20 protein-coding genes and 1 tRNA gene are annotated in these 20,462 nt (G+C 63.6%); 10 read left to right on the top strand and 11 right to left on the bottom strand.

Features of this window, described 5'->3' with window-relative positions; translation table 11 throughout:
• Positions 1-44: 44 nt before the first annotated feature.
• The 3 genes from V1277_RS32620 to V1277_RS32610 are packed head-to-tail and all read right to left on the bottom strand — an operon-like array spanning position 45 to position 2,942.
• Positions 45-1,028, bottom strand: a complete 984-nt coding sequence (locus V1277_RS32620) for a TRAP transporter substrate-binding protein (protein WP_334419836.1) — start codon at positions 1,026-1,028, stop codon at positions 45-47.
• 25 nt (positions 1,029-1,053) lie between these two features.
• A complete protein-coding gene (locus V1277_RS32615; RefSeq protein ID WP_334419834.1) occupies positions 1,054-2,319 on the bottom strand; it encodes a TRAP transporter large permease in 1,266 nt (421 codons plus the stop codon).
• Entirely contained in the window at positions 2,319-2,942 is a 624-nt protein-coding gene (locus tag V1277_RS32610) for a TRAP transporter small permease (RefSeq protein ID WP_442894549.1), read from the bottom strand. The genes V1277_RS32615 and V1277_RS32610 overlap by 1 nt, the downstream gene beginning before the upstream one ends.
• A gap of 171 nt (positions 2,943-3,113) precedes the next feature.
• Between V1277_RS32610 and V1277_RS32605 the strand changes: the two genes are divergently transcribed.
• On the top strand, positions 3,114-3,794 hold the full coding sequence (locus tag V1277_RS32605; RefSeq protein WP_334419832.1) for a GntR family transcriptional regulator: 681 nt from the start codon (positions 3,114-3,116) through the stop codon (positions 3,792-3,794).
• A gap of 19 nt (positions 3,795-3,813) precedes the next feature.
• Here V1277_RS32605 and dctP read toward each other — a convergent pair whose 3' ends face one another.
• Positions 3,814-4,836, bottom strand: coding sequence for a TRAP transporter substrate-binding protein DctP (dctP, locus tag V1277_RS32600; protein ID WP_334419831.1), 1,023 nt, complete (start codon positions 4,834-4,836; stop codon positions 3,814-3,816).
• A 202-nt stretch (positions 4,837-5,038) separates the two neighbouring features.
• On the opposite strand from dctP, the gene V1277_RS32595 reads away from it, so the two are divergent.
• Complete coding sequence (locus V1277_RS32595; protein WP_334377170.1) at positions 5,039-5,278, top strand: pentapeptide MXKDX repeat protein; 240 nt, start codon at positions 5,039-5,041, stop codon at positions 5,276-5,278.
• 126 nt (positions 5,279-5,404) lie between these two features.
• Here the strand turns inward: V1277_RS32595 and V1277_RS32590 are convergent, their stop codons facing one another.
• Positions 5,405-5,758, bottom strand: a complete 354-nt coding sequence (locus V1277_RS32590) for a DUF6481 family protein (protein ID WP_334419829.1) — start codon at positions 5,756-5,758, stop codon at positions 5,405-5,407.
• A 138-nt stretch (positions 5,759-5,896) separates the two neighbouring features.
• On the opposite strand from V1277_RS32590, the gene V1277_RS32585 reads away from it, so the two are divergent.
• Positions 5,897-6,067 carry a hypothetical protein gene (locus tag V1277_RS32585; RefSeq protein WP_334419828.1) on the top strand — a complete coding sequence of 57 codons (171 nt, stop codon included), beginning with the start codon at positions 5,897-5,899 and terminating at the stop codon, positions 6,065-6,067.
• 8 nt (positions 6,068-6,075) lie between these two features.
• Here the strand turns inward: V1277_RS32585 and V1277_RS32580 are convergent, their stop codons facing one another.
• Complete coding sequence (locus tag V1277_RS32580; protein WP_334419827.1) at positions 6,076-6,321, bottom strand: hypothetical protein; 246 nt, start codon at positions 6,319-6,321, stop codon at positions 6,076-6,078.
• A 197-nt stretch (positions 6,322-6,518) separates the two neighbouring features.
• Here V1277_RS32580 and V1277_RS32575 point away from each other — a divergent pair, with 197 nt between their 5' ends.
• The 3 genes from V1277_RS32575 to V1277_RS32565 all read left to right on the top strand — a co-directional run bounded on the left by V1277_RS32575 (position 6,519) and on the right by V1277_RS32565 (position 8,655).
• Entirely contained in the window at positions 6,519-6,767 is a 249-nt protein-coding gene (locus V1277_RS32575) for a hypothetical protein (RefSeq protein ID WP_334375531.1), read from the top strand.
• Between the two features lie 44 nt (positions 6,768-6,811).
• On the top strand, positions 6,812-7,114 hold the full coding sequence (locus V1277_RS32570; RefSeq protein ID WP_334375530.1) for a hypothetical protein: 303 nt from the start codon (positions 6,812-6,814) through the stop codon (positions 7,112-7,114).
• Between the two features lie 1,217 nt (positions 7,115-8,331).
• Positions 8,332-8,655, top strand: coding sequence for an H-NS histone family protein (locus V1277_RS32565; protein WP_334375529.1), 324 nt, complete (start codon positions 8,332-8,334; stop codon positions 8,653-8,655).
• Between the two features lie 176 nt (positions 8,656-8,831).
• Here the strand turns inward: V1277_RS32565 and V1277_RS32560 are convergent, their stop codons facing one another.
• Both V1277_RS32560 and V1277_RS35155 read right to left on the bottom strand, forming a co-directional pair.
• Positions 8,832-9,101, bottom strand: coding sequence for a hypothetical protein (locus V1277_RS32560; protein ID WP_334419826.1), 270 nt, complete (start codon positions 9,099-9,101; stop codon positions 8,832-8,834).
• 191 nt (positions 9,102-9,292) lie between these two features.
• A complete protein-coding gene (locus V1277_RS35155; RefSeq protein ID WP_442894548.1) occupies positions 9,293-9,544 on the bottom strand; it encodes a PilZ domain-containing protein in 252 nt (83 codons plus the stop codon).
• A gap of 260 nt (positions 9,545-9,804) precedes the next feature.
• On the opposite strand from V1277_RS35155, the gene V1277_RS32550 reads away from it, so the two are divergent.
• On the top strand, positions 9,805-10,080 hold the full coding sequence (locus tag V1277_RS32550; protein ID WP_057844215.1) for a hypothetical protein: 276 nt from the start codon (positions 9,805-9,807) through the stop codon (positions 10,078-10,080).
• 47 nt (positions 10,081-10,127) lie between these two features.
• On the opposite strand, the gene V1277_RS32545 is transcribed toward V1277_RS32550, so the two are convergent.
• From V1277_RS32545 to V1277_RS32535, 3 genes are all read right to left on the bottom strand, one after another.
• A complete protein-coding gene (locus V1277_RS32545; RefSeq protein WP_334419823.1) occupies positions 10,128-10,409 on the bottom strand; it encodes a DUF3551 domain-containing protein in 282 nt (93 codons plus the stop codon).
• A 103-nt stretch (positions 10,410-10,512) separates the two neighbouring features.
• Positions 10,513-10,770, bottom strand: coding sequence for a hypothetical protein (locus tag V1277_RS32540; protein ID WP_334419822.1), 258 nt, complete (start codon positions 10,768-10,770; stop codon positions 10,513-10,515).
• A gap of 115 nt (positions 10,771-10,885) precedes the next feature.
• Positions 10,886-10,962 (bottom strand) — tRNA-Arg (locus tag V1277_RS32535).
• Between the two features lie 309 nt (positions 10,963-11,271).
• Between V1277_RS32535 and V1277_RS32530 the strand changes: the two genes are divergently transcribed.
• The 3 genes from V1277_RS32530 to V1277_RS32520 all read left to right on the top strand — a co-directional run bounded on the left by V1277_RS32530 (position 11,272) and on the right by V1277_RS32520 (position 20,462).
• Positions 11,272-16,485 carry an alpha-2-macroglobulin family protein gene (locus tag V1277_RS32530; protein ID WP_334419820.1) on the top strand — a complete coding sequence of 1,738 codons (5,214 nt, stop codon included), beginning with the start codon at positions 11,272-11,274 and terminating at the stop codon, positions 16,483-16,485.
• 11 nt (positions 16,486-16,496) lie between these two features.
• Positions 16,497-18,641 carry a penicillin-binding protein 1C gene (gene pbpC / locus V1277_RS32525; RefSeq protein ID WP_334419819.1) on the top strand — a complete coding sequence of 715 codons (2,145 nt, stop codon included), beginning with the start codon at positions 16,497-16,499 and terminating at the stop codon, positions 18,639-18,641.
• Between the two features lie 78 nt (positions 18,642-18,719).
• On the top strand, positions 18,720-20,462 hold the full coding sequence (locus V1277_RS32520; protein WP_334419818.1) for an ArnT family glycosyltransferase: 1,743 nt from the start codon (positions 18,720-18,722) through the stop codon (positions 20,460-20,462).

Below are 20,462 nucleotides of genomic sequence, written 5' to 3'. Positions count from 1 at the left end.
ACTGATGAATCCGCCGGGCTTTGGCTTGAAAACGATGGTTGGGATCAGAGCGTCGCGCCGACTTTCCGCAGTTCGGCGAGCACCGGCGCCTTGGGCAGCCAGATCTTGTCGAACTCGGCAATGACCGCTTCGGTATCGCCGGCCGGGACCTGACGGATCGGGATCGGCGCGTTCTTGAAGTTCTCGATCAGCTTCGGCTCATTGCCGGCCAGTTCATCGATCTGCGCATCGAGCGTCGATTTGACGGTCTTGGTGATCAGCTCGCGGTCGGCTGCCGGCAGCGACTGCCAGACGCGGCCGGAGACGATCGCTGCCATCGGCATGAAGACGGCATTCATCTGCAGGATGACCTTTGACACCTTGTCGAAGCGCTGGTTCCAGGAGAACTCCAGGTCCGCCTCGAGGCCGTCGACCTGGCCGTTCGCCATGGCGTCGAACACCTGCGGCGTCGGGATCGGCGTCGGCGCCGCGCCCAGCGATGAATAGAAATCGCGATACACCGGCGTCGGGTTGATGCGCAGCTTCATGCCCTTGATATCGGCGAGCGACGTCAGGTCCTTCGAGGAGAAGATGGCGCGCATGCCGGTGATGCCCCAACCGAGGCCGATCGTTCCGGTTTCCTGCGGCAGCACCTCGAACAGCTTGATCGCGGCAGGATGGCGAACGAATTTGGCGACCGACGGCGTCGAGCGCACGATATAGGGCGCGTTGATCGCAGCGATATGCGGCACGCGCGAGCCGAGCTCGGCGGCCTGGATGAAGCCCATGTCGAGCGCGCCGGACTGCAATTGCTGCATCATCGCCGGCTCGTTGCCGAGCTGGCCGGAGTGAAAGACCGTCATGGTCAGGCGGCCGTTGGTGGCAGCCTTGAGATCGTCGCCGAGTTTTAGCGCCGCCTTGTTCCAGGAATGGCCGTTGGGCGTGATCAAGCCGAGGCGAAACTCCTTGGCTTGCGCCAGCGCCAGCGACGGCGCGAACAGCGGCACGGCCGCGCTGGCGGCAAGGAAGCGGCGACGTGAAAGCGACATGACAATGCTCCTTAAGGGGTTGGACCTACTTGATGAGGACGAGGGAGAGGGAGGGATAGAGCGAGAGCAGCACCAGCAGGATGCAGGAGATGCCGAAGAACGGCAGCGTCACCATGAACATCTTGCCGGGCTTGGCGCCGGTGACGGCTGCCGCCACGAAGAAACAAAGACCGACCGGAGGCGACAGCAACCCGAGCACCAGATTGATCACCACGACCACGCCGAAGTGGCGCGGATCGATATGATAGATTTCGGTCGCGACCGGCAGCAGGATCGGAACCGTCATGATCAGGCCGGGAACGCCGTCGATGACAGTACCGATCACCAGCAGGATCACGTTGCAGATCAGCATGAAGCTGACTGGATCCTTGGCGACCGACTGTATCCATGCCGCGGTCTCCTGTGGCACCTTGCCGAACACCAGGACCCAGGAGAACACCGCCGCGGCGGCGACCAGGAACAGCACGATGGCCGAGTAGACGCCTGCGCGCAGCATCATCTGCGGCAGCTGTGAAAACCTGAACTCCTTGGTCCAGAATTTTCCGATCAGCGCAGCGGCGACAGCGCCAACGGCTGCGGACTCTGTCGCGTTTGCCAATCCGCCGAGTATGCTGCCGACGATGACGATCGGAATAAGCAGGGTTGGTGACGTGCGCAGGATTGTCGCCGCCCGCTGCCGTGGTGATTGATATTCCCCTCGGGGATAATTGTAGACGAAACCCATCAGCGCGACGACGATGAAGAACATCGCTGTGAGGATGACGCCCGGCACGATGCCGGCAATCAGCATGTCGCTGACAGAAATCTGCGCCAAGACGCTGTAGACAACGAACATCACGGACGGCGGAATGATCGGCCCGAGCATGCCGCCATAGGCCGTGAGTCCTGCCGCGAAGGTCTTGTCGTAGCCCTTCTTTTCCATCTCCGGCACCATGATCTGCGCCATGATGGCGACCTGCGCGGTCGCGGAGCCGAGGATGGAGGCGATGAACATGTTGGCGAGGATATTGACGTAGGCCAGCCCGCCCTTCAGCGAGCCGACAAAGGCCATCGCCATGTCGACGATGCGCCGCGTAATGCCGCCGCCATTCATGATTTCGCCGATCAGGATGAAGAGCGGGATGGCGATCAGGCCGTAGCTGTCGACGCCGCCGAAGAGCTGCAGCGGGTAGGATTGAAACAGAACCGGATTGCCTGACGCGATGATGAAGACGAACCCGGCCAGGCAAAGACAAAGGCCGATCGGTACCCCGACCAGCATGATCGCGATGAAGGCGGCTGACGTGATCACTAGTTGACCCCGTCGAGTTCGGAGAGTTGAAAGCCCTTCGGCGGCGTCCGTGGCACCAGTTCGAGATCTTCGAGCAGGTTTGCCAGACCATGAATGGTCATGGAGACCGCGAAGATCGGCAGCGTCAAATAGAGCACCCAGGTCGGCCAGTTCAGCGTTTGGGTGCGCTCGGTGTAGAGGAAGTTGAATGTCTCGGCGGCAAGCTTGCGTGCGTCGAAGCCGGCGCGGGCAAGCCCGATCGGATCCATCCAGAGGAAGCAGGTGATGATCAGCGCCACACCGAACACGACGACCATGCCCGTCGCGATGATCTTCGCGAGCTTCTGATGCCGCGCCGAGAGGCGCTCGGTCATCATGGTGACGGCAAAGTCGAGCCTGAGCCGCGTCATGGCGGAGGCGCCGATGAAGGTCAGCCAGACCACGCAATAGACCGCGGATTCATCGATCCAGTAGATCGGGAAGTGCGAATAGCGGGTGACGACGTTCACCAAGATCAGAGCCGTCAGCAGATACATCAGCCCCATCAAGGCGATGCGCTCGAAAGCGAGCAGCAGACTCGAAGCCCTGACAACGATTCCCCGGGCGCTGAATGCCGGCATATCCGCAATTGCCTGCTCGATCATAAAGAGCCCCGCTGCCGTCAAGATTTCTCGTGCCATTCGAAATTGTATAATTTATACAATCTTGTCAAATGGAGATTATGGGCGCTTCGGCTTTCGCTGCCGCGGACCATTTCAACGTGCGAAACGGGGCCGCCTCGATCGGAAAGGCCGGCGATGACGACGGAAGATCAAATGAAAGTCCCTCTAAAGCACCGGACGCTGTCGGCTGCGATCGTCGATCAGCTCAGGCAATCCATTCTCGACGGGACTTATCCGGCCGGCTCACAACTGCGGCAGGATGCGCTGGGCGAGGCATACGGCGTAAGCCGCATTCCCGTGCGCGAAGCGCTGTTTCAGCTCGAGGCGGAGGGGCTGGTGCGTATCGTCCCGCAAAAAGGCGCGATCGTCTCAGAGCTATCGCTGGACGAAATCAACGACGTGTTCGATCTTCGCGGAATCATGGAGCCGCGGCTGCTGGCGCAGTCGGCGCCGCACTTTGCGGAACAAGACTTTGCCGCGCTGGACGACATCCAGAAGCGCTTCGAGAAAGCGATCAAGGCGCGCAACGTCAGCGAATGGGGGCAGCTCAACGCTGACTTCCATATGGCACTATACGTTCACGCCCGGCAGCCACGTACCAAGGCGATCGTCGTGGCGCTCTTGCAGACCAGCGACCGCTACACGCGTCTGCAGCTCTCCAATACCAAGGCGATGGGCACGGCCGAAAAGGAGCACGCTCACCTGATCGAGCTGTGCCGGGCAAAAGAGATCGGCCAGGCGTGCCGGTTTCTGGAACAGCATATCGAGGCGGTGCGTACGGACCTGTTGCAGGTGGTGGCCGGCGGTTCGATCGCAGCTCGCGCGGGGCGTTGATCCGGAAGCGGACCATGCATCATGCGGGGACGTCGCTGGCGAGCTTCAGCAGATTGGCCGACATTGCCGACTTGGCGCTGTAGTCCTTCCAGGCGGTATCGCGCGCGATGTCGCGCCACTTGCTGACGGTCGCGACATCGAGCGTGCTGACCTTGGCGCCGGCCTTCTCATAGACCTTGGCGACCTCGATATCGTCATCCTGCGCGCCCTTGCGGCCGAACGCTTCCAGTTCGCTGCCGACCGTCAGGATGATGTCCTGCTGCGTTTTGGGTAGCTTGTCGAAGATTGCCTTCGACATCATCAATGGCTCCAGCATGAACCAATAGGAGGCGCCGGCGCCCGAGGTCAGCGATTTGGCGACCTCCGCGAGGCGGAACGAGATCAGGCTGGTGGAGGAGGTGATACCGGCATCGCAGGCGCCGCTCTGCATCGCGGCGTAGATTTCGTTCGATGGCATCGACAGGATCGAGGCACCCGCGGTTTTCAGCACCATATCCATTTCACGCGAGCCGCCGCGCACTTTCAGTCCCTTGGCGTCGTCAGGCGCGACGATCGGTCGGGAGCGGCTGGCGACGCCGCCGGCCTGCCAGACCCATGTGAGAAGGATAATGCCGTTGTCGGCAAGGAAGTCGGTCAGCGCCTTGCCGACCGGCGCCTTCTTCCAGCGCAGGCCCTGGTCGTAGGTTGCGACCAGGCCCGGCATCAGGCCGATATTGGTCTCCGGCAGTTCGCCGCCGGCATACGGCATCGGGTAGAGGCTGATATCGAGTGCGCCCTTGCGCATTGCCGAGAATTGCGCGTTGGTCTTGATCAGCGAGGCGTTCGGATAGACTTCGGCGGCGATTTCGCCGCCGCTGCGTTTGGCGACTTCGGCAGCGAAGATGCGGCACAGCCGGTCGCGGAAGTCGCCCTTGTCAATGGTGCCGCCCGGGAACTGGTGCGAGATCTTCAGCGTGGTGGCCGCATGGGCCGTACCGGTGCCGAAACGAAGCACGGCGGGTGCGGCGAGCGCAGATGCGATGACATGGCGGCGCGTGAGCATGGTTTGTCCCCTGCAATCGGTTCTTGGATCGGCAATCCGGACCGGCTTCAGCCCATATTAGCTGAATCGCCCGCTTCAACTAACCGTGAGAATTGCAGAACTTTGGGACGTGGCCGGTAACAAACCCCCTCGCGCCATCGTCGTTGGGGAAGCGGCAGACGTCGCTTTCGAGAAGCCCACCCAAACCAAGGACGACCATCCCATGACCACCACCACGACCCGTATCGGCCTCGGCCTTTCTGCCGCGCTTGTTTCGCTCAGCCTCGCGTTCGCGCCAGCCGCTTTCGCTCAGGACAAAATGGGCAAGGGCGACGGCATGAAGAAGGAGTCCATGTCCAAGGACGGCATGAAGGACGGCATGAAGAAAGAGGACGGTATGATGAAGAAGGAAGGCATGAAGCACGAGGGCATGAAAAAAGAAGACGGCATGAAGAAGAACTGAGCCGCCGTCATTCCGGGATGGTCCGAAGGACCAGACCCGGAATCTCGAGATTCCGGGTTCGATGCTTTGCATCGCCCCGGAATGACCGTTAAGCGGACGCGCCAGTATCGACCGCGGATCGCAGGCCTACTTCTTCTTGCCCTTGGTCTTGCGCGCGGCGTAACGCGCGTCGCGCTTGGCCTTTTGCTCGGCCTCCAGCGCCGCCTGCCTGGCGGCCTCTTCTTCCTTTTCGCGCGCTATTCTGGCGGCCTCCGCCGCGGCGGCCTCGGCCTCGCGACGTTTCTGTTCGGCCTTTTCGGCCTCCTTGGCCTCTCTCGCCTTGGCGCGGGCGGCGGCGACGGCCTCGCGCTCGGCCTGGCGGCGCTTCACCTCGGGATCGTCGGGTCCCGGCTGGGCGCGAAACTTGTTCAAAATGTTCTGCCGCGCCTGCATCGCGGCCTTCTGGCGGTCCGCGAAATTAGGTTCCTTGAATCCACTCATAAAAGAGGCCTTGTCGCTTTCACTCTTGGGGTTGGACGCGCCACGCGCGCGGAATGGGGACTAGGTAAGTGAACCCGGGGCAAAATACCAGCGTCGAAAGGGGGCGGGTAGAGCAGGGGAGGCTTGCGTGAGCAGCAAATGGCCAAACTGATCCTGATGAGCGGGATTACGTCAGCTTGGCTGCTCTACGAGATGGCAACGGCGACCGAAGCCGCAGGCCGGGCGCTTGCGATCCTTCAATATGGCCTTCTCGCCTGTGCGCTAATCGGGCTGATCGGCTCGCCGGTGATGCTCGCTTCGGAGAAGTGATCGCTCTTCTAGATATTATCGCGACGGCCCCCGGATCCAAGGACGCGTGCGACCGTCATCGCGGTCATCGCTACCCGGTCCGCCATCCGCTGCGCCTCCAGCCTGTCGCGGGCCTTTTCCCTGACGATGATCTCGATCAGCTCGAGCCGTTTGGTCTCGTCGACCGCTTCCGCCAGCAATTGCTTGTAGCGATGGTGGTCGTAGCTCGCTTCCTGCTTGCCGGAATCCTGTTTGCCCGTTTCCTGCTCGTCCATCGCACGCCCCGCACACGCGCTCGCCCCGAGCGGGCAGTGTCGATCAAGCGTTGCGCGCGCGCAACGGATTTGCGCCAGTTATACCCATTTCCGCGTCCATCTGGCTCGCGCACAAATCCGTGTAATGTGAAGCCGTTCACAGGCACTGCGGGCGGAGTGATCCTATGCTCCGCGCTTTCGAAACAGGAGCGACCGCCATGCCGCACAATTGGTGGACCCGCAAGAACCTTGTTCTCGCCGCCGCCATCATCTCACTGGCCTGCGCCATCGGTTTCTTTGCGCCCGGCCTGTCCAGGCCGGAGCCGGTCTTGAGTGCCGCGCTTGGTCCGGACTGGCAGTGCAGCCGGCTCGCGTACGTTTTCACGACCTGCAGCCGGGTCAAGCATAGCCGATCCATGCCCGTCCGCCTCGCCAAAATCCCGGTGTGCGGACGGTTACGGACGTAATAGGATCTGGCTGGAACCGGAGCAGGCCAGAACTGGAGTTTTCCATGCCAAAGCCGTCTCGTCTTGTGCTGGCCGCGTCGGCGGCGGCTCTCCTCCTCCTGCCGGCCGTCGCGCTGGCGCAAGGCGCGCCGGCTGGCGGCACTGCCGCAACGGCAACGTCGCCCCCCGCCGCGCCGGAAGCCGCCGCGGCCGAAAAGGAGAAGGCGGCGCCGAAGAAAAAGAAACCGGCCAAGATGACCCGGCAGCAGGAGATCGACCGTTCGATCGACCGCGGCACGGTGCCTGCGCGTTACCGGAGCTCGGTGCCGAAAGAGTATCACCAGTATATTCCGTTCGATAAGCGGTAGACGCAGGCGAATGGCGGCGCTTGTCGTAGCTCGCCGCAGATCTCGCCTTTGGAACGGGACGGAATGCAGTGATCGCCGGCCCGGAGACTGCGCGCGACCCGCGCGGGCGCTAGCTCACCGTACTCGTACGGATTGGCTGTGCACGTAACGCCGATCTATAACGCCGTCGCTTGCAGCGGGGGGCAGGGCGTTCGTTCATCACGACGAGCGCTACCACTGGAGGCCACGAGGCCCGGACTCCTAGGCACTCCGGGCCTCGTCTACTCCTGACCGCGAACACTCGAGCCGCCGCTTACCTCGCTTCATCGGCGCCATCACATCGCAAAACCAAAGCCGCGCCACGCGCTCGTTGGCATGTGCACAAGTGGCTCACTGATCCGTCCGCCCCCTTAACCCAGCAGCCGGTAGATGATGCTGGTCGATGCACCGGTCAGGCAGAACGCCAGCGCCATACACACCAGCGCCTCGTCGCGATCGAATTCGGGTGGTGGCGGACTCAAGGGGCCCTCGCGCTCGGCCGTTCATTCACAAGACAGGGGGAAACGTGTCGAGAGCGTTACGTTTCCTCATGCCAGGGCTATTCATGGCCGTTTCCGTCGTTTCGGTTCCGCGGCAAGCCCGGTGCTGATGCGGCGCGATTTGCGTTCCGACAAAATCGTTATGATTCAATAACTTTTTAAAGTTCCCTTAAATCATAAATGAGTTCCTGTTCAGGCCGCACCGCCGCGCGGCCCGAATAGCCGGGTGCCGCTCCTATCGCCTACCCCAGGGAGACGAGCGCTCGGCTATTATGGGCACCCTAATCGCGTAGGACAAAAGTCACAGATGGTCGCCGCCGCCGGCGCTTCCTGATGATTTGCGGGCGGGGCACCGCCCTTCACCCGGCCGAAAGGCCGCCGTTCCGGCGCAGATCTGTAATGACTTGCCAGAGAGCCGCAGCTCGCGAAGCAGTTGCGATTAGGGAACCGTCAACGAGAGGCGGTTAGATTCAAATCATCGCGGCTCTGCGTCTGAATCAATCAACAGTTGCAACCTGCGGAGAAAAAATTTGGCGCAGCTTCTTGGTGCACCTTCGAGCAGATTCCGTTATGGTTGTGTCGTGTCACGATGCAAAAGGGATGGAACTTTTCTGCCCGAAGGAGGTTCTAAATCGGCCTTATTCTACTCATGTTTTGCAACCAACGATGACAACCATCGAATCATGATTGGGGACGGTCGTGAACCGGAAAGACTTTAAATCAATGTCCACGGATGAGCTGTGGGCACTCCACGAAGAAGTAGCCGCCAGGCTGGCAACGACTCTGCTTGCAGAGAAACGTCTCCTTGAAGATCGCCTGAAGCAACTCAAGGGCGTCGTCGAAGCTGAGCGCACGAAATCATCGACAGGGCGGCGTCCGTATCCAACGGTCGTTCCGAAATTCCGGAATCCCGATCGGCCGTCCGAGACGTGGGCAGGCCGAGGGAAGACACCTCGCTGGCTCCTTGCAAAATTGAAGTCCGGCAAGCGGATCGATGATTTCCGAATTAGGAATGTAGCCTAGGCAGGCCTACGGTCGTTCGGCAGCGGGGTGCCTTGCACTTCGCCTGCGAGCGCGAGTTCTCGTTCGATTTGGAGCTGCCGGGCTTGAAGCATCTTCATGCTCTCCGGCACCATCTGTGTGACGCCGACCTTGGCTCAGATGCCGGCGTCACGGTCTCCCTTCAGCTTTGCTTTCTTTCAGCTTGCCTGGCGGGGATCCTGGGACTCCGCATTGAGCGTCGTTTCAATACTCGTCTCAAAGGCTCTGACAATTCCCATGCGCGCGAACAGCATGGGTCCACGATCTTCGGCGGCATCAATAAGCATCTGGACGGCAAGCCGCCATTCCTGACGGTCGCGTTCGGGCTGAGGAAGGGTCCTGATGTAGTCGGCGGCATCTCGCAGGGTTTGCGCTGGCGGCCCCTTCGGGAGCGGCACAGGCTGAGCGAACGGACGATCCCAGGACATGTTCGAACTCCCGTCGCAAACTCCAAACGACCCGAGTGCAAACGATACGCGAAGGCGGCTCGCCCGTCATTAGCTTGCGTGCCAGTGGAACCGAAGCAGGGATTCGACGCGGAGCCCCGCTGTTAGTTCCATCCTCCAAGGCTGTTTTGCCTGCTGCGGTCCTGCGCTATGGCGGCCTGGCCGCAGATCGATCAGTTTTGAAACGCAACACCGACGAAATCGCCTTGCCGCCAGATCACGCGGCATTCGCGAATGTTGTGAAAATTATCGAAGGTCAATTCGAAATTCAGGGGCAGCAGGTTGAGGTCGTGGAGTTCAATTCCAGCCCCGGAATTCGTGACATCCTGAACGCGGCAGGTGAATACACCGCGCTGAGCGTCAAAGAACAGCAACGCGCTTTTTGAAATCGTCGTCCTTGCGACAGATCGGCGTTCGAATTCCATCTGAGCTACCAACGGTTCACGCTCGTTCTGGCAAGCAGAGGCTAGCGTATTCCTCCCGGGCGGCAATCAGGTTCGGTCTTTTTCGTAAACAATCAATTTTAACGATCGTAGAAAGTCGCGTTCACCGGGCGGAGCGGCGCCGTCACGACGGCAATAGTTGCGGCTTAAGCACAGCCCCGACCGTTCCGTTGACGGAACTCACAATCGGGCTTGATGCGTCGCTGAAAGCCATGGCCCTCTGACACAGAGAGGGGAATCACATGGCCTTACGTTGGATGTGTGTGCTGGCGCTGTGTCTGGGTACATCAAGCGCCGGATTTGCGGGTGACCAGTCCGGTGTCTTGCGTCGAATTTCGTGTCCGGTCGTGCGCTACTACGTGGCGAAATACAGTGCGCCCGCCGCGGAGCACTGGGCACGGAGCAAGGGCGCGAGCGATGCCGAGATCGAAGCGGCCCGGCGCTGCCTGCAGTCCGACACGACGCGAACGGCTAGGGCACCACGAAGGCCGCTGGCGCTCGGCAGCTACGGCTGGTGAACAGGGGGCGGGAGCGGCGAGGTGCGAGCCACGCCCCGAACCGATTCTCAGTAGGGCTGGTACCGCTTCTGGCGCTTGCCGCGGCCGGCATTCGGCCCGCCATAATATGGGTTAACGACGCATTGCGCGGAGCGGCCCGATGCCGACGCCTGACACTGCGCCATCGTTCGATAGTGGCACTCGAAATAGTAGTCCACGAAGCCTTGGTAGACCTGCAGGCAAACGGGGTAGTTGGGATCATAGGTCTGAGCGCGGGCGGGCGCGGGCAGGGCGATCGTCGCGGCCAAAATCGTCAGAGTTGCCGCGGCGGGTGCGTGCGGTCGTTTCATTCCTAATATCCTCCCAGCCTTCCGCACAGAATTGTCGCGGTCCTCTCCCTACGACAGAACACCAGCGCTCCGAGCTTGTTCCAGCAGGTAGCACGCTCGCCGTTCAGACTTCCCAGTCCTGAAATCCGTACTCGCGATAGATGATGGCGCGATCGGCATGGGGGTTCAGCCGGCACTTAGCCTGGGCGAGATGCAGGTTGAGGGTCCCAGGCTGACAATTTGCCGCCAAGAGTTTCCGGATGTCGTCCATCTGCTGGCGCGACTGCTGGGTCGGCTCGAGCTGCTCAAGTGCGACCAGCGCCGTCGCCAGCGCTTCCGTGACGACCCATTCGTCGTGGCCGGTGATTCCCTTTTTTGGCATGACGTCCGCATCCTTTGTCAGGGCAACGGAAGCAATCGCTGGCCGGCATCATAAGCCGAGAATCTAAACCGAGACGAGAATGAAGTCGAAATTGCGGAAAAGCGCGAAATGGTAGTGGCGATCCCAGCAGGATTCGAACCTGCAACCCACGGAGTAGAAATCCGTTACTCTATCCAGTTGAGCTATGGGACCGTCGGGGCGGCCTCGCCGCCTTGAGCCTTTCTAGCACTGCCAATATGAAAAATCCGCCTTCCCGCCAAGACGGTCGAACCGATTTCCTCAAGGGTGCGACAAAGCCAGACGGCGGGCCGTAGCCTCGGGCCTGCCCCAATATACATGCCTCCCCGCTGACCGTCTGCTATGGGACGGCCCGCGACCGTTTGGACTGCCTAAGCCATGCATGCGACCCTTCCGCAAGCCTTCGCCACCGCCATCAGTCCGTCACCTTTTCGCGCCTTTTTTGGTCGTTACGCGGTATCTGTCCGCGGCAAGGAGCCCATCATGATCGGTTTGGTTCGCGCCACAGTGATTTGCGCCACGCTGGCGCTTGGCCTGACGGCGGCGGGGGCCGCGGACAAGGCATTCAAGCGGGATGAGCTGGCCGATTCGGCCGTGAAGCTGGAGGCCCAAATCAAGAGCGAGGCGGGGGCGGTGGCCAAGTCCTCCGCGACGCTGCACAACGACGCCGACGCAGCCTTCAAGCGCGCCGACTTCCGGGTGGGCCTGCAGATCCTCGGCCAGATCGCAGCAACTACGCCGGAAGACAGCGCCAACTGGCTGCGGCTCGCCAAGACCATCTTCCAGATCCGTGCCGTCAGTTCCAGCGAACAGACCTTCCTCTACGAGCGCGCCTCGACCGCGGCCTACATCGCCTATCAGCGCGCCGGCAACCAGGCCGAGGAGGCCGATGCGCTGGCCGTGCTCGGCAGGACGATGTCCGAGCGCAAGCTGTGGCGTCCGGCCCTCGATGCCTTGCGGCTGTCGCTCGACATGCGCGAGGTCGCCGAGGTCCGCGGCCAGTACGAGAAGATGCGGGACCAGCACGGCTTCCGGCTGCTCGACTATACCGTGGATTCCGACGGCGCCTCGCCGCGCGCCTGTTTCCAGTTCTCCGAAGACCTCGCCAAGCGGGTCGATTTCGCGCCCTTCGTTGCGCTGGCCGGCACCGACAAGCCGGCGCTGACGAGCGAGGGCAAGCAGCTCTGCGTCGACGGGCTGAAGCATGGCGAGCGCTACAACATCAACCTGCGCGCCGGCCTGCCGTCCACGGTGAAGGAGAGCCTGCCGAAATCGGCCGAGTTCAACGTCTACGTCCGCGACCGCAAGCCGTTCGTGCGTTTCACCGGCCGCGCCTATGTGCTGCCGCGCACCGGCCAGCGCGGCATTCCGCTGGTCAGCGTCAATACGCCTTCGGTGAACGTCAATGTGTTCCGGATCGGCGACCGTAACCTGATCAGCACGGTGGTCGACAGCGATTTTCAGAAGACGCTCTCCAGTTACCAGCTCTCCGATCTCGGCAACGAGCGCGGCGTCAAGGTCTGGTCCGGCGAACTCGCTACTGCCTCCACGCTGAACCAGGACGTGGTAACGGCTTTCCCGGTCGACCAGGCGCTCGGCGATCTGCAGCCGGGCGTTTACGTGATGACGGCCGCCGCCAAGGGCCCGGGCAGCAGCAGCGACGATGACGGCACTCTGGCGACGCAATGGTTCATCGTCTCCGACCTGGGGCTAACAGCGTTTTCCGGCAATGACGGCATCCATGTCTTCGTCAATTCGCTGGCTTCGACCGACCCAGTCGCCAAGGCCGAAGTGCGCCTGGTCGCGCGCAACAACGAGATCCTGGCTACCCGCAAAACCGACGATGCCGGCCACGTCCTTTTCGAGGCAGGGCTTGCGCGCGGCGAGGGCGGGCTGTCGCCGGCGTTGCTGACGGTGATGAGCGAGAAGGCGGACTACGCCTTCCTCAGCCTGAAGGCCAATGCCTTCGATCTCACTGACCGCGGCGTGTCGGGGCGGGTGGTGCCTCCCGGCGCCGACGCCTTCGTCTATGCCGAGCGCGGCGTCTACCGGTCGAACGAGACGGTCTACCTGACCGCGCTGCTGCGCGACGGGCAGGGCAACGCCATGGCCGGCGGGCCGCTGACGCTGGTGATCGAGCGGCCGGACGGCGTCGAATTCCGCCGCGCCCAGCTCCCCGACCAGGGTGCGGGCGGCCGCTCCATGGCCGTGCCGCTCAATTCGGCGGTCCCGACCGGGACCTGGCGGGTGCGCGCCTTTACCGACCCCAAGGGCTCGTCCGTCGGTGAGACCACCTTCATGGTCGAGGACTACATCCCCGAACGGATCGAATTCGACCTCTCGGCCAAGGAGAAAGTGATCAAGGCTGAGACTCCCGTTGAACTGAAGGTCGCTGGCAAGTTCCTTTATGGTGCGCCGGCGTCGGGCCTGCAGCTCGAAGGCGACATGCTGGTCGCCCCCGCGGCCTCTGGGCGGCCCGGCTATCCCGGCTATCAGTTCGGCGTGGAGGACGAGGAAACCGCTTCCAACGAGCGCACCCCGATCGAGAACCTGCCTGAGGCCGACGCCAATGGTGTCGCGACCTTCCCGGTGTCGCTGGCGAAGACGCCGACCTCGACCCAGCCGCAGGAGGCGCAGATATTCATCCGCATGGTGGAGACCGGCGGCCGCGCGGTCGAGCGCAAGCTGGTGCTCCCCGTCGCGCCGACCGCGGCTCTGATCGGCATCAAGCCGCTGTTCGGCGACAAGAGCGTCGCTGAAGGCGACAAGGCCGAGTTCGACGTCGTGTTCGTCAGCCCGGACGGCAAGCAACTGTCGCGAGACGGCCTGCGCTACGAACTCCTGAAGATGGAGTCGCGCTATCAGTGGTATCGGCAGCATTCGTCCTGGGAATATGAGCCGGTCAAATCCACCAAACGCGTTGCCGATGGCGAGCTGACGCTCACGGCCGACAAAGCGGCGCGGGTGTCGGTCGCGCCGGAGCCCGGCCGCTACCGCCTCGATGTCAAATCGAACGAGGCGGATGGCCCGATCACCTCGGTGCAGTTCGATGTTGGCTGGTATTCCGACGGCAGCGCCGATACGCCAGACCTGTTGGAGACCTCGATCGACAAGCCGGAATACACCTCCGGCGACACCATGATGGTGTCGGTCAATGCCCGCACCGCCGGCAAGCTCACGGTCAGCGTGCTCGGCGACCGATTGCTGACGACCCAGATCGTCGACGTCAAGGAAGGCACCCAGCAGGTCAGACTGACCGTCGGCAAGGATTGGGGCACCGGCGCCTATGTGCTGGCGACGCTGCGGCGACCGCTGGACACGGCGGCATTGCGGATGCCCGGAAGGGCGATCGGCTTAAAGTGGTTCGGAATCGACAAGAAGGCGCGTACGCTGCAGGTCGCGCTGTCGCCGCCGCCGCTGGCTCGGCCCGGCACCAGTTTAAAGATTCCGGTCAAGCTCGGCGGGCTCAATCCCGGTGAGGACGCCAAGATCGTGGTTGCCGCGGTCGATGTCGGCATCCTCAACCTGACCAATTACAAGCCGCCGGCGCCCGATGACTATTATCTCGGCCAACGCCGCCTGACAGCCGAAATCCGCGACGTCTACGGCCAGTTGATCGACGGTATGCAGGGCACGCGCGGCCAGATCAGGACCGGCGGCGATTCCGCCGGCGCCGAGCTGCAGGGCTCGCCGCCCACGCAGAAGCCGCTGGCGCTCTATTCCGGCATCGTCACGGTTGGCGCCGACGGCACCGCCGAGATCAGTTTCGACATTCCGGAATTCGCCGGCACCGCGCGGGTGATGGCGGTGGCGTGGAACGCGACCAAGCTTGGCCGCGCCACCATCGATGTCACGGTGCGCGATCCCGTGGTGCTGACGGCGACGCTGCCGCGCTTCCTGCTCAATGGCGACAAGGGCACCATGAGCTTCGACCTCGACAATGTCGAGGGCGCCCCTGGCGACTACAGCATCAGCGTGAAGACGTCGGGACCCGTGAAGGTGACGGGCAATCCGACCACGACGGTCAAACTCGCCGCCAAGCAGCGGACCTCGATGTCGCTGGCGCTCGATGCCGGCGGCGCCGGCACCGCCAATCTCGACGTCGACATCAAGGGCCCGAACGGATTGGCCTTGGCGCGGCATTATGCGCTCGACGTCAAGGCGGCGACGCAGGTGCTGGCGCGACGCTCGATCCGGACACTGGCCAAAGGCGAAAGCCTGACGCTGACGCCGGACATGTTCTCCGACCTGGTCTCGGGCACCGGCAGCGTGTCGCTGTCGGTCAGCCTGTCCACCGCACTCGATGCGGCGACCATTTTGAAGGCGCTGGATCGTTATCCGCACGGCTGCTCCGAGCAGATCACCAGCCGCGCGATGCCGCTGCTCTATGTCAATGATCTCGCTGCCGGCGCGCACCTGGCGATGGATACCGCCGTCGACCAGCGCATCAAGGACGCTATCGAGCGGCTGCTGGCGCGGCAGGGCTCGAACGGCTCGTTCGGCCTGTGGTCGGCGGGCGGCGAAGACGCCTGGCTCGATGCCTATGTGACGGACTTCCTGACGCGGGCCCGCGAAAAGGGCTTTGCGGTGCCGGACGTGCTGTTCAAGAACGCGCTGGATCGCATCCGCAATTCGGTGGTCAATGCCAACGAGCCGGAAAAGGACGGCGGCCGCGATCTGGCCTACGGCCTCTACGTGCTCGCCCGCAATGGCGCAGCGCCGATCGGCGATCTCCGCTATCTCGCCGACACCAAGCTGAGCAATCTCGCAACGCCGATTGCGAAATCGCAGCTTGCCGCGGCGCTGGCGCTGGTCGGCGACAAGACGCGGGCGGAACGGGTCTACGCGGCGGCACTCGATGCGCTGGCGCCAAAACCGGTGCTCGAGTTCGGCCGCGTCGATTACGGCTCGGCACTGCGCGACGCGGCGGCGCTGGTCTCGCTCGCCAGCGAAGGCAACGCACCGCGGGCGACACTGACGCAGGCCGTTCAGCGGGTCGAAGCGGCGCGCGGGCTGACGCCCTACACCTCCACGCAGGAGAATGCATGGATGGTGCTGGCCGCGCGGGCGCTGTCGAAGGAAACGCTGGCACTCGATATCGATGGATCGCCGGTCAAGGCCGCCGTCTATCGCAGCTACAAGGCCGAGGCGGTAGCCGGCAAGCCGGTCAAGATCACCAATACCGGCGATGCACCGGTGCAGGCGGTGGTCTCGGTCTCGGGCTCGCCGGTTACCCCCGAGCCGGCAGCTTCCAACGGCTTCAAGATCGAGCGCAATTACTTCACGTTCGACGGCAAGCCCGCCGACGTCACCAAGGCCAAGCAGAACGATCGCTTCGCGGTGGTGTTGAAGATCACCGAGGCCAAGCCGGAACGCGGGCACATCATGGTGGCCGACTATCTGCCGGCCGGTCTCGAGATCGACAACCCGCGCCTGGTGTCGTCGGGTGATAGCGGCACGCTGGACTGGATCGAGGACGGCGAGGAGCCGGAGCATACCGAGTTCCGCGACGACCGCTTCACCGCGGCGATCGAGCGGGCGAGCGACGACCAGTCGGTGTTCACAGTGGCCTACATCGTGCGCGCGGTCTCGCCCGGCAAATACGTGCTGCCGCAGGCCTATGTCGAGGACATGTACAACCCCTCGCGCTACGGCCGTACCGGCACGGGCTCGGTCGACGTGCGTCCGGCGAAATGAGTGATGGTGGGATGAGCGACGCGGTGTCACCACAATCTCAATCGTCATGCCCGGGCAAGCCCGAGCATGACGGTGGTATTGGGCCTCGCCGCTTTTTCCGGATCGCCGTAACGCTGGCCTTTACCCTCGTCGTCATCACGACCGCTTTCGCGGGTTGGGTCTACTCGCTGGGTCCGTTGCCGCTGGAAGAGGCGCGCAAAGTCTCCGCCACCATCGTCGATCGCAACGGCAAGCTGCTGCGCGCCTATGCGATGGCCGACGGACGCTGGCGGTTGCCGGTCGATGCGAAGGCGGCGGTCGATCCCGGCTATCTGAAGGTGCTACTCGCTTATGAAGACCGCCGGTTCTGGTCGCATGGCGGCGTCGATCCGCTGGCGCTGGGGCGGGCGGCGCTGCAACTCGTCACGCGCGGCCACATCGTCTCCGGCGGCTCCACCATTACGATGCAACTGGCGCGGCTGATGGAGCCGCGGCGCGAGCGCTCGGTCTACGCAAAGCTGCGCCAGATGGTGCGTGCGGTCCAGCTCGAGCGGCAACTGAGCAAGGACGAAATCCTCGATCTCTATCTTGCGTTGGCGCCGTTCGGCGGCAATCTCGAAGGCATCCGCGCCGCATCCATTGCCTATTTCGGCAAGGAGCCGAAGCGGCTTTCGCTCGCTGAAGCCGCACTGCTAGTCGCGCTGCCGCAATCGCCGGAACGCCGCCGGCTCGACCGTCATCCGGAAGCCGCCCACGTCGCGCGGGACCGCGTGCTGGCACGGATGGTCGAGGATGGCGTCGTGTCGCAAGAGGACGCGGCGCAGGCCAAGGCGGTGGCGGTGCCGCGGCTGCGCAAGCCGATGCCGATCCTGGCGCCGCATTCCTCCGATGCCGCGATGGCGACGGTGAAAGATACGCCGCTGATCAAGCTCACGCTGGATTCCGGCTTGCAGAAAACGCTGGAGGCCTTGGCGCGCGACCGTGCCGTGGCGCAGGGGCCGAATATTTCAGTCGCCATCATCGCGGTCGACAACGAAACGGGCGACGTGCTGGCGCGCGTGGGCTCGGCGGATTATTTCGACGAGCGCCGCGCCGGGCAGGTCGACATGACCCGCGCGGTGCGCTCGCCCGGATCGACGCTAAAGCCGTTCATCTACGGGCTCGCCTTCGAGGATGGCTTTGTGCACCCCGAAAGCCTCATCGACGACCGGCCGATCCGCTTCGGCTCCTATGCGCCGGAAAATTTCGACATGATGTTCCAGGGCACTGTGCCGGTGCGTAAGGCGTTGCAACTCTCGCTGAACGTGCCAGCGATCGCGCTGCTCGACCGCGTCGGCTCCAGCCGGCTGTCGTCACGGCTGAAGCAGGCCGGCGGCAACCTCGTGCTGCCGAAGGACGAGGCGCCGGGCCTTGCGATGGGCCTTGGCGGCGTCGGCGTTACATTGCAGGACCTGGCGCAGCTCTATGCCGGGCTGGCGCGGCTGGGCGCGGCGCGGCCGCTGCGCGAGATCATGCTCACAAAGGACGAGCGCGAGCCGCTGCGGCTGATGGACCAGACCGCCGCCTGGCAGGTCGGTAACGTATTGCTTGGCACCCCGCCGCCGGAAAACGGCGTGCACAACAGAATCGCGTTCAAGACCGGCACCAGCTACGGCTATCGCGACGCGTGGTCGGTCGGCTTCGATGGCCGCATCACGATCGGGGTGTGGGTCGGGCGTCCCGACGGCGCGCCGGTGCCGGGGCTGGTCGGCCGCACCGCCGCCGCGCCGATCCTGTTCGACGCCTTTGCGCGCACCGGAAAAATCCCGGCGGCGCTGCCGAAGTCGCCGAAAGGTGCGCTGATCGCCAGCAATGCCAAACTGCCATTGCCGCTGCGGCGGTTCCGTCCGGTCGGCGAACTGATCCGGACCGGCGCAGATTCTGCGCCGCGCATCCAGTTTCCCCTGAACGGGTCGCGCATCGACGTCGACCGTTCAAGCGACGGGCAGGCCGCCGCGATGCCGGTCAAGGTTGCCGGCGGCGTGTTGCCGCTGACCATCATGATGAACGGCGCCTCAGTCGGCGAGATCGACAGCCGGCGGCAGCGGCTGATCGATCCGCCCGGACCGGGCTTTGCCCGGCTGACGGTGATCGACGCGACCGGCGCGGCCGACACTGTGGTCATTCGGGTCCAGTAAGGAAAAAGCCACCTGATGACCACGACTTAGGGGTTTTGCGGTGTTGTTTGCAGTGCGGTTTCATCGTATGCGAGCAGCATGGTGGAAACCTTGAACCCCCCACGCTTTGGAGCGGGCCAACAGCCTGTAAAACCTGCGCATTCCGGCCGCAGGCTGGCCGTTGTGTTCGACTTCGCCACGGCGAGCCATTTTCGCAGCATCGTGTTTCTGGTGCTCTGCGGTATCGTGCTTTTCCTGCCCGGATTCTTCAACATTCCGGCAATCGACCGCGACGAGGCGCGCTTTGCGCAGGCGACCAAGCAGATGGTCGAAAGCGGCGATTTCGTCGACATCCGCTTCCAGGACGACGTCCGCTACAAGAAGCCGGTCGGCATCTACTGGCTGCAGGCCGCCGTGGTCGAAACCGCCTCATCGCTCGGCCTGCCGCGCGCGCAGTTGCGCATCTGGCTGTACCGGATTCCCTCCCTGATCGGGGCCATCGGCGCGGTTCTGCTGACCTACTGGGCGGCGCTCGCCTTTGTCACGCGGCGCGGGGCCGCGCTGGCAGCACTGATGATGTGCAGTTCCGTCCTGCTCGGCGCCGAAGCAAGGCTGGCCAAAACCGACGCGATGCTGCTGTTGACCGTTGTCGCCGCGATGGGGGCAATGGCGCGGGTGTATCTGTCCTGGCAGCGTGGCGAGGATCCGGCGCGTCCGCCCTGGGCCCCGCCTGCGATCTTCTGGACGGCGCTGGCCGGCGGCATCCTGCTCAAGGGACCGCTGATCCTGATGTTCGTCGGACTGACCATCCTGGCCCTCGCAATCCTCGACCGCTCCGCGGCATGGCTTTGGCGGCTGCGCCCGGTCTGGGGGCTGATGTGGACGCTGGTGCTGGTGCTGCCCTGGTTCGTTGCGATCTTCTGGCGCGCGGGCGAGGCCTTTTTCTCCAATTCGCTCGGCGGCGACATGCTGGGGAAGCTCGGCGCGCAGGAATCCCACGGTGCGCCGCCCGGCCTGTATCTGCTGCTGTTCTGGGTCACGTTCTGGCCGGGCGCGGCGCTGGCGGGAATGGCGGCGCCGGCAGTATGGCGCGCGCGGCGGGAGCCCGGCGCGCAATATCTTCTGGCGTGGCTGGTTCCGTCATGGATCGTGTTCGAACTGGTGCTGACCAAGCTGCCGCACTACGTGCTGCCGCTCTACCCGGCGATTGCGATCCTCACCGCCGGCGCGCTGGAGCGCCGCGTGCTGTCGCGCTCCTGGCTGATGCGCGGTGCGGCCTGGTGGTTTGTCATTCCGGCGGGGGCAGCCGTGATCGCCGTCATCGGCGCCATCAAGCTGACGCATTACCCGGCATTTCCGGCCTGGCCCTTCCTGGCGGCGGCGATGATTTTCGGCCTGATCGCGTGGTGGATGTTCGAGGACAGCCGCGCCGAGCGATCGCTGTTGAATGCCGTGGTCGCGGCGATGTTTCTGGCGGTCGGAATCTACGGCATTGTCATGCCGTCGCTGACTGCCATGTTTCCAAGCGCCGAGATCGCGCGCGCGCTTCGCAACGTGGTCTGCGTCGGGCCAAAGGCGGCAGCCGCGGGCTTCCACGAGCCGAGCCTCGTCTTCATGACCGGTACCGGCACGCTGCTCACCGACGGATCCGGCGCGGCCGATTTCCTCGGGCAGGGCAGTTGCCGCTTCGCGCTGGTTGAATGGCGCACGGAGCGCGCCTTCGTCCAGCGTGCTGAAGCAATCGGGCTGCGCTACAACGTAGCGAAGCGGATCGAGGGCTATAACATTTCGCAGGGCAAGGCGATCTCGATCGCCATCTTCCGCTCGGAAGGCACGGAGTAA

This window comes from Bradyrhizobium sp. AZCC 1588 (genome assembly GCF_036924735.1).
Classification (GTDB): domain Bacteria; phylum Pseudomonadota; class Alphaproteobacteria; order Rhizobiales; family Xanthobacteraceae; genus Bradyrhizobium.
The sequence above is the reverse complement of the archived record's forward strand: the minus strand, read 5'-3'. Positions and strand labels throughout refer to the sequence as shown.